The 7,939-nt window shown below is 38.8% G+C and carries 8 protein-coding genes; all 8 read left to right on the forward strand.

Translation table 11 applies throughout. The features are described from left to right. On the forward strand, window positions 1–984 hold a 984-nt coding region (locus ABZB17_RS17570), incomplete at its 5' end, for a phosphotransferase (RefSeq protein WP_372652050.1). 273 nt (window positions 985–1,257) lie between these two features. After that, the gene (locus ABZB17_RS17575; RefSeq protein ID WP_372652052.1) at window positions 1,258–1,968 is read left to right on the forward strand and encodes a YebC/PmpR family DNA-binding transcriptional regulator; all 711 of its coding nucleotides are present in this window, start codon (window positions 1,258–1,260) and stop codon (window positions 1,966–1,968) included. A gap of 161 nt (window positions 1,969–2,129) precedes the next feature. After that, entirely contained in the window at window positions 2,130–3,359 is a 1,230-nt protein-coding gene (locus ABZB17_RS17580) for a hypothetical protein (protein WP_372652054.1), read from the forward strand. Between the two features lie 70 nt (window positions 3,360–3,429). Next, entirely contained in the window at window positions 3,430–4,434 is a 1,005-nt protein-coding gene (locus ABZB17_RS17585; protein ID WP_372652056.1) for a Gfo/Idh/MocA family protein, read from the forward strand. 241 nt (window positions 4,435–4,675) lie between these two features. Beyond that, window positions 4,676–5,341, forward strand: coding sequence for a redox-sensing transcriptional repressor Rex (locus ABZB17_RS17590; protein WP_303924242.1), 666 nt, complete (start codon window positions 4,676–4,678; stop codon window positions 5,339–5,341). 17 nt (window positions 5,342–5,358) lie between these two features. Continuing rightward, entirely contained in the window at window positions 5,359–5,559 is a 201-nt protein-coding gene (locus tag ABZB17_RS17595; protein ID WP_372652058.1) for a hypothetical protein, read from the forward strand. A 176-nt stretch (window positions 5,560–5,735) separates the two neighbouring features. Continuing rightward, a complete protein-coding gene (locus ABZB17_RS17600) occupies window positions 5,736–6,572 on the forward strand; it encodes a sugar phosphate isomerase/epimerase family protein (RefSeq protein WP_372652060.1) in 837 nt (278 codons plus the stop codon). Between the two features lie 147 nt (window positions 6,573–6,719). Continuing rightward, window positions 6,720–7,460 (forward strand): hypothetical protein, encoded by a 741-nt coding sequence (locus ABZB17_RS17605; protein WP_372652061.1) that lies wholly within the window; start codon window positions 6,720–6,722, stop codon window positions 7,458–7,460. Window positions 7,461–7,939: the final 479 nt, after the last annotated feature.

A 7,939-nucleotide genomic window follows, 5' to 3' on the forward strand; every position in this document is an offset into this window, starting at 1 on the left:
TCGATGATGTGGGATTTGAATTATTTCAAATACTATTTTCTGAAGTTGGCAAAAATACATTTCGATGAGCAGGCTCTTGAAGATGATTTTCAGTTGTTTAGCAATTATTTGCTGAGTGCGAGTTCCAATTATTTTCTCTACCGCGATTTCCAGTCTCGCAACGTGATGCTAAAAGATGATGATGTGTATTTCATCGACTATCAGGGCGGACGTTTAGGGGCGTTGCAATATGATCTGGCATCGTTACTTTATGATGGAAAAGCCGATATCCCGGAAAGTGTACGCGCTCAGCTTTACGATTTTTATATTTCGGAACTGAAGAAGTACATGAAAGTTGATGAAGAGAAGTTCTCAGCTTACTTTAAAGGTTTTGTTCTCATTCGTATTATGCAGGCGATGGGCGCCTACGGATTCCGTGGTTTTTACGAGAAAAAGGAACATTTCCTGAAAAGTATTCCTTACGCGCTAAAAAACCTGGAAGTATTACTTTCCGATTTAAGATTGCCGGTTGATTTACCTGAACTAACCAGCGTATTAAAGCAGCTTACTCATTCCGAGGTTTTAAAGGAAATTGGACAGCAAAAATCGAATCTTACCGTACGAATTACAAGTTTTTCATATAAAAAAGGCTACCCTGAAGATCCGTCGGGAAATGGTGGCGGGCATGTTTTCGATTGCCGTGCTATAAATAACCCCGGCCGTTACGAGGAGTACAAAAAGTTAAGTGGAAAGGACATGTCGGTGCAGGAATTCCTGGAGCAAAAATCAGAGATCAGGCTTTTTATCGATGCCGTAAAAGTGCTGGTTGATCAATCGGTGAAAGTTTATCTTGAACGTGGATTTACGCATCTTTCGCTTGGTTTTGGTTGTACCGGCGGACAGCACCGGTCGGTATATTCGGCCGAGAAAATTGGTGAATATTTGCAAAACAATTATCCTGTGAATGTTGTTGTAGTACATCGTGAACAGGAAAATTGGAGATGAGTAAAAAGGCATGTAAAAAAAAGGATTTTCACGATAAAGAAGATCCAAAATACAGTTGCAAAAAATGTGGAGCCAAAGTAAAAAAGGAAGACAAGGTTTGTAAACCGAAGAAAATTTCAATCCAGAAGGTGGAATAACCGGCTACATTTATATTGCACATTTCTTACAGAAAATTCTAACAGTAGTGATATAAAGGTAAAAACACTAGCTCTGTTTTTGGTAATTAAGTTTTCTGTATTTATTTTCGCACAAATTTTCAAAACAGACTTATTCATGGGAAGAGCATTTGAATACCGGAGGGCAGCGAAGGAGAAACGCTGGGATAAAATGTCGAGAGTTTTTCCAAAACTTTCGAAGAAAATAACCATTGCAGCTAAAGAAGGTGGCCCTGAAGCGGATTTGAATCCTGCACTACGCACCGCTATCATGAACGCGAAGGCACAAAACATGCCTAAGGCGAATATTGAAGCAGCGATTAAACGTGCATCGGGAAAAGATGCAGCGACATATATTGAAACCACCTACGAAGGAAAAGGCCCGCATGGCGTATTGGTTTTTGTTGAAGCAGCAACCGATAATACAACCCGTACAGTGGCTAATGTTAAAAGTTATTTTAACAAGGCAGGTGGAGGCCAGGTTCCAAACGGCTCACTGGAATTTATGTTTTCACGAAAAGCTGTTTTCGAGTTTGATATGCCGGAAGGAATGGAGATGGAAGATATTGAACTGGAGCTGATTGATGCCGGTTTGGATGAAATTGAAGAGAACGAAGGAACGTATTACGCTTATGGCGAATACATCAGCTTTAGCGACATGGCGCATAAATTTGAGGAGCTGGAAATTAACGTTAAAAAAGCAGAACTTCAGCGCATTCCTACTACTCCGGTAGAGTTTACCGAAGAACAAATGGAAGAAATTGAGAAGATGTTGGATAAAATGGAAGAGGACGAAGACGTTCAGGCTGTTTACACTAACATTGCATAATAAACTATAAGTATCATTTCAAGCGGTACCGAATCCAATTCAGCGTTTGAAATGATACTTACAGTTTTAAAAACCCATTTAACCCTCAAAATTCCCACGATTATCTAATAAATTGTATGCATTTGCTTTGTTTCACCTATTTTCGGGGAAAACTAAGATCTATGCTACCTGTTCAGGATTACATCAACCATTTTAAAGAAATGTGGGAGCGGAGCCCCGATTCTTTTCCGCATTTTCATAAAACGTATTCATCAGAAGAAAAATTTGCGCACGAACATAATTTCGACGGCTTTCAAAATAAGTTAAAAGAGTTGCAGAACGTTCGTAAAGTACAGCAGGTTCAACGAGATCCTGCAAAGTCGTTTTTTCCCATGTTCAGGTCGTTTCTGGAGACTGTTTTTGATTTTGATCCCGTTCACCTCGAAATTATCCTCTCGGAAAATTTCAAAGATGTTTCAAAAGATTTTTTCTATCGGGCACGTGCATTCGGTCCGGAATTAGATCCGGAAGATATATACCAGGGAATGCGAAATGTGTGGATAATGAATGGCCTGCAGCTGATGATTGAAAAACCGGTGAAAATCACACCATCGGTCTTCGCATATTCCATGATCTACCCCTACAGCGATAATTTACTGGATAATCCGGAAATAAGTAACGAACAAAAACAAACCTTCTCAACGCGTTTCGATCGACGTTTACACGGCATCCTGGAGATTCCTTTGAATCACACGGAAAACCAGCTGTTCCACCTAATAAGTATGTTTGAAGGAGAGTTTCCACGCCACAAATTCCCAAGGGTGTATGAGAGTTTATATGCCATTCAGCAGGGGCAAACCAATAGTTTGAAAATGATAACGCAGAACGGAATCTCTGATGATGAGATCTGCAACATTTGTTTTGAAAAAGGCGGGGCATCGGTTTTAGCCGATGGTTACCTTGTGGCCGGAGATATGACCAGAGAACAGGAACAAGCGCTTTTTGGCTACGGAATTTATTTGCAATTACTCGACGATATTCAGGATGTAAAAGAGGATTCGTTAGCCTCTACCAAAACCATTTTCTCTTGTTTGCCTGAAAAAGACCTGGGGCGATTTGTGAATAAAACCATTCATTTTGGGCGCATGGCACTGGAACAAATGCGCTGTTTTAATGGCGTAAAAAGCGACGATTTTTTAGGTTTGATGAACCGGAGCATTGAAATGATGGTTGTTGAATCGGTGGGGTTAAATGAAACCTGGTATAGTAACGACTATTTAAAAGAGATAGAAAAAGTATCGCCTCTACATTTCTCATATCTACGAAAGAAGCGCACGCAGAGCAAATCGCAACGCTTTGCACTGTTTCAAAAATATTTCGATATGCCAAAATCGAAGCAAATGGCAGTTTAAATTCTACCTTCAGGCTTTCTGAATCTTTAATTAGTTTGTACATTTAGCCTTCAATCTAAATCGAGAAATCATGAGTAAAATATACAATTGGGCTGTATTAGGATGTGGTAAAATTGCCAATAAGTTTGTTAACGACCTGAAATTGTTGCCAAATGCGAAACTGTATGCAGCCGCATCGCGCGATTTAAACCGTGCGCAGGATTTTGCCAACGAACTGGGATTTGAGAAGGCTTATGGCACTTATACGGAAATGGTTAAAGACCCAAACGTTGATGTAGTTTATATTGCAACGCCACACTCACACCATTTTGAGCATACGATGTTGTGTCTCGAGCATAAAAAGGCAGTACTTTGTGAGAAGGCTTTTGCTATGAATCAGCACGAAGTGGCGCAAATGATACAATGTGCAAAGGAAAACAACACTTTCCTTATGGAAGCTTTCTGGACCATGTTTCAGCCAAGTTTTCAAAAAGCGCTTGAGATTATCAATTCCGGAGAATTGGGGAAATTGAAAATGGTGCGGTCGGATTTTGCTTTTAATGCCGAGTTCAATGAGGAAAAGCGCCTGTACAATGTTAAATTGGGGGGCGGCTCACTTTTGGATATTGGTATTTACCCGGTATTTGCAGCGCTGTCAACCCTTGGCGTTCCTGACCTCATAAAAACTTCTGCCGATTTTAGTTCCACCGGAAGCGAGGAAAGCATCCAAATGATATTTAAATACAAAGGTGGAGAGATGGCCAGTTTGTCCTCAAGTTTTGCGGTGCATTCGCCGGTACAATCCGAATTTTGTTGCGAGAAGGGTTATGTTATTTTGCATCCGCGCTGGTTTACTCCGACCGATTTAACGGTATGGAAAGGCGACGAAGAGCGAAAGTTAATTCCAAATGAAACGAAAGAAGGAGCAGGGTACCAATACGAAGCCAAACACGTTATGGAGTGTTTGGATGCCGGGTTGATAGAAAGCCCGAAGATGACCTGGAAAATGAGTGAGGATTTAATACAAACGCTTGACAGAATCCGTATCGATGCAGGAATTTTTTTTCCAAACCATGATGAGAAATTGTTTTTCTAAAGTGTAGTTTGGGAATTTGCTAATCTGTTGTTGCTGCATAATTTTTAGTTGTCTACTTATCCTGTCACCGATTAGAATATTCTGTATAATGAATTTTGCACCATTGTTGGCAAATTGTAAACTGCTCTTTGCAATTGAAAATCAGTAGGATTTATATGTTAACTTTTAGTGAATATTCATATAAAAGCAATAAAGAAAAAATTCTCTAATTTGAGTTATTCGTATTTTTAAAGTGAACTAAATGACAAAAGCTACAAAAGTGATCGCAGTAAGGAAAAATAAAAAACAAGTTCCGGAACCAACATTAAGAAGGTTGCCAAGCTATTTATTTTTTCTTGAAAAAGTTCGTGAAAAGGGTGTAATGAATATTTCAGCACCATCAATTGGAAAGGAACTAAAATGCGATCCTACACAAGTGGTAAAAGATTTGGCATTTACCGGGGTAAAAGGAAAACCCAGGGTGGGGTACAATACTTACGAGTTGTGCCATGCACTGGAAGAATTTTTGGGATTCAATCATGTAAACGAAGCTTTTTTGGTTGGCGCCGGTAATTTAGGTTCTGCATTAATGGCTTATCAGGAGCATCAAACGCTGGGTTTGAAAGTAATAGCAGCATTTGATGTAGATGAAAAGAAGATCGGGCAACACATTGGAAATACTCCGGTTTTGGAGTATAACAAGCTGTTTCATCTGTCGAACCGGTTGGATGTTGAGATTGCCATATTGACTACACCCAATGATGTGGCACAAGAAGTAGCTGAAGACTTGGTGAACTGTGGTGTAAAGGCGATCTGGAATTTCACCCATGAAATACTTGATTTGCCGGATGATGTAATTATTCAGAATACATCGATGAGTTCATTTGCCGCTGTTTTGTTGCAACGGTTGAATGATTCAAAGAAATAACTCAAAATAACAAAAACATGAAAAAGGTTAATTTATTCTTTAGATGTGCGGCTGATAAAATAAAGAAAAAATTCTTTAAAGCAGAGAAAAATGACATTAGTCATGCATGTGTTGAGCTGCAAAATCTGGAAGCTGAAAGCAAACGAACCGCAGATGAGAAGGAGCGGGAAGAATATGCTCAGAATTATAATATAACAACCCGCTGGCAAACGGTATAATTACTTTCAACCTTCTACTTCAATTTTAAGCTGTTTCGTTTAATTTATAGTTTAGCGGTTGTAAATCGCTGCCCGGAATTTAAACTTGATAATTACTCAAACACGTGCGTGTAAGGTCAGTTACGTATTAGTTTAATTGTTACATTTGTTTTCCTGTATCAACTAAATTTAATACAATGAACAAATTAACACTTTCTCTTCTGTTTTTACTATTGTTGACGTTTGCGCTAACGGCGCAAGATGTAAAACGCCCCGATCCTCAACCGGCGCCTGAAACAAATGAATCTTTTAAGCTCGGGATGGCCGGGTATACTTTTGTACGTTTCGACTTACAAACCACGCTGGAAACCATGAAACGGTGTGATGTACATTACCTTTGTATAAAAGATTTCCATTTACCTGTTAAGAGTACTGCTGAAGAAATAGAGGCATTTCATAAAAAGTGTGCCGAGTATGGTGTTACCGGTTATGCGGTTGGACCGCTTTATATGAAAAGTAAAGAGGATATTGATAAATATTTTGATTATGCGAAACGCGTAGGAGTTAACACGATTGTAGGTGTGCCCGATTACGAACTGCTTCCATATGTAAATGAAAAAGTAGCGGAAACAGGTTTGTATTTTGCCATTCACTTGCATGGCCCGGATATCGCAGTATATCCGGATGCTGAAGATGTTTGGGAACATACAAAAGATCTTGATCCGCGAATTGGCATGTGTCTCGATATTGGCCACGATACCAGAAATGGGAAAGATCCGGTAGCTGATTTAAAAAAATACCACACCAGGGTGTTCGATATTCATTTAAAAGATGTTACAGGGCGCACAAAAGAAGGTTATTCGGTTGAAGTGGGGCGAGGTATAATTGATTTCCCCGCTTTTGTAAATATGCTTCGCGAAGTAAATTACACCGGTGCTGTAAGTCTGGAACACGAACGAAATATGGATGATCCGTTTATGGGAATTGCCGAATCAATTGGTTATTTCAGGGCAATGGTCGCCGCAACAAAATAGATTAAAGACGGTATACAGAAAAGAGTTTTCCATGATTGGGAAACTCTTTTTTTATGTGCGTATCCCGGATAATGTTCAACATAAATAAATTAGTATTCTCTCTGATTTCGGGCTTTTATCGTTGCTAATTTTATATTTTTGCTGCACATGAAGATAGGAGAGTTATACAGAAGAAATGTTTATGGAGTAATCGGTACGCTGGTATTCCATATTCTGTTATTTTCTGCGTTTTTACTGGCCGATGTAGATATGAAAGGCAATGTAAAAGAGGAGGAAATTTTAATTGAATTTCCGGCAGAAATGCTCGAGCCCGAAATTAATGAACCCGAAACGGTGGAGGAAGAACCTACAGATCAAGCCGATATCGAACAAACTACTAATACTCGAACAAATGTTGCTTCGAATCAATCTGCTACAGAAAACACCACCACTTCAACCGACGAATTTTTCGACGATGATTATTTAAAAGAAGTTGAAGCCGCCAAACAACTCGTTTCAAATGTCAATAAAAACCTTGCAAAAGAAACCGTTGATTTAAGCGATATAGAAATGCCTGTTGAAACTACTGAAGGCATGGACCGCGATTCAATAAAGAACGTAATTTATGCCGGAGAAAGTAATATTGTTTACTACCTGGAAAATCGTTACCACATACGTTTACCGGTACCCGTATATTTGAGTCAGGGCGGAGGAACGGTTATTGTTGATATCGTTGTAAACCGCGAGGGCGAGGTTGTTGATGCCGAACCTCGTGACGATAATTCTATCCGCGATAAGCAGCTTTTTGCCTATGCTAAAGAAGCGGCAATACGAACTGTTTTTAACAACGATAATTCAGCGCCAGCACGTCAAAAAGGAACAATCCAATACACTTTTGTAGCACAGTAAATAAAATGTTAATTGTTGAAAGGTTTAACACCATTTAACATCTTTTCCTTGTCGGATTTACAATATGCCCTTATATTTGCGGTACGTTTATTTTCATAAGTTTAGGTTTAGTTAGGTTAGTTAGTTTAATGAGAAAAGGATGGGTTGTTGAACCCGTCCTTTTTGTTTTTAGAGTCCACCCAGAACATTAAATCCAAAAGTTTACTTCTTTTTTTAATTAAATTTTTATCTTTATCCAATCTTGTAACGGCTTGTTAATAAGCGAAATTACATGTTTGCCAACAATGCAGTTATTAAGTTGTGTATAGAATAATTTTAAATAGAGGGTTACCTTTTGACCAATAATCGAATAATATATTAGAAGATGATAAATTATACGGATGCGCAAATCCTGAAAGGAATCTTAAGGCACGATAATTTAATTTTGCAGTACATATACAAACAGTACTACTATAAAGTAAATTATTTCATTAAGAAAA

Source organism: Draconibacterium sp., assembly GCF_041583095.1.
Lineage (GTDB): Bacteria > Bacteroidota > Bacteroidia > Bacteroidales > Prolixibacteraceae > Draconibacterium.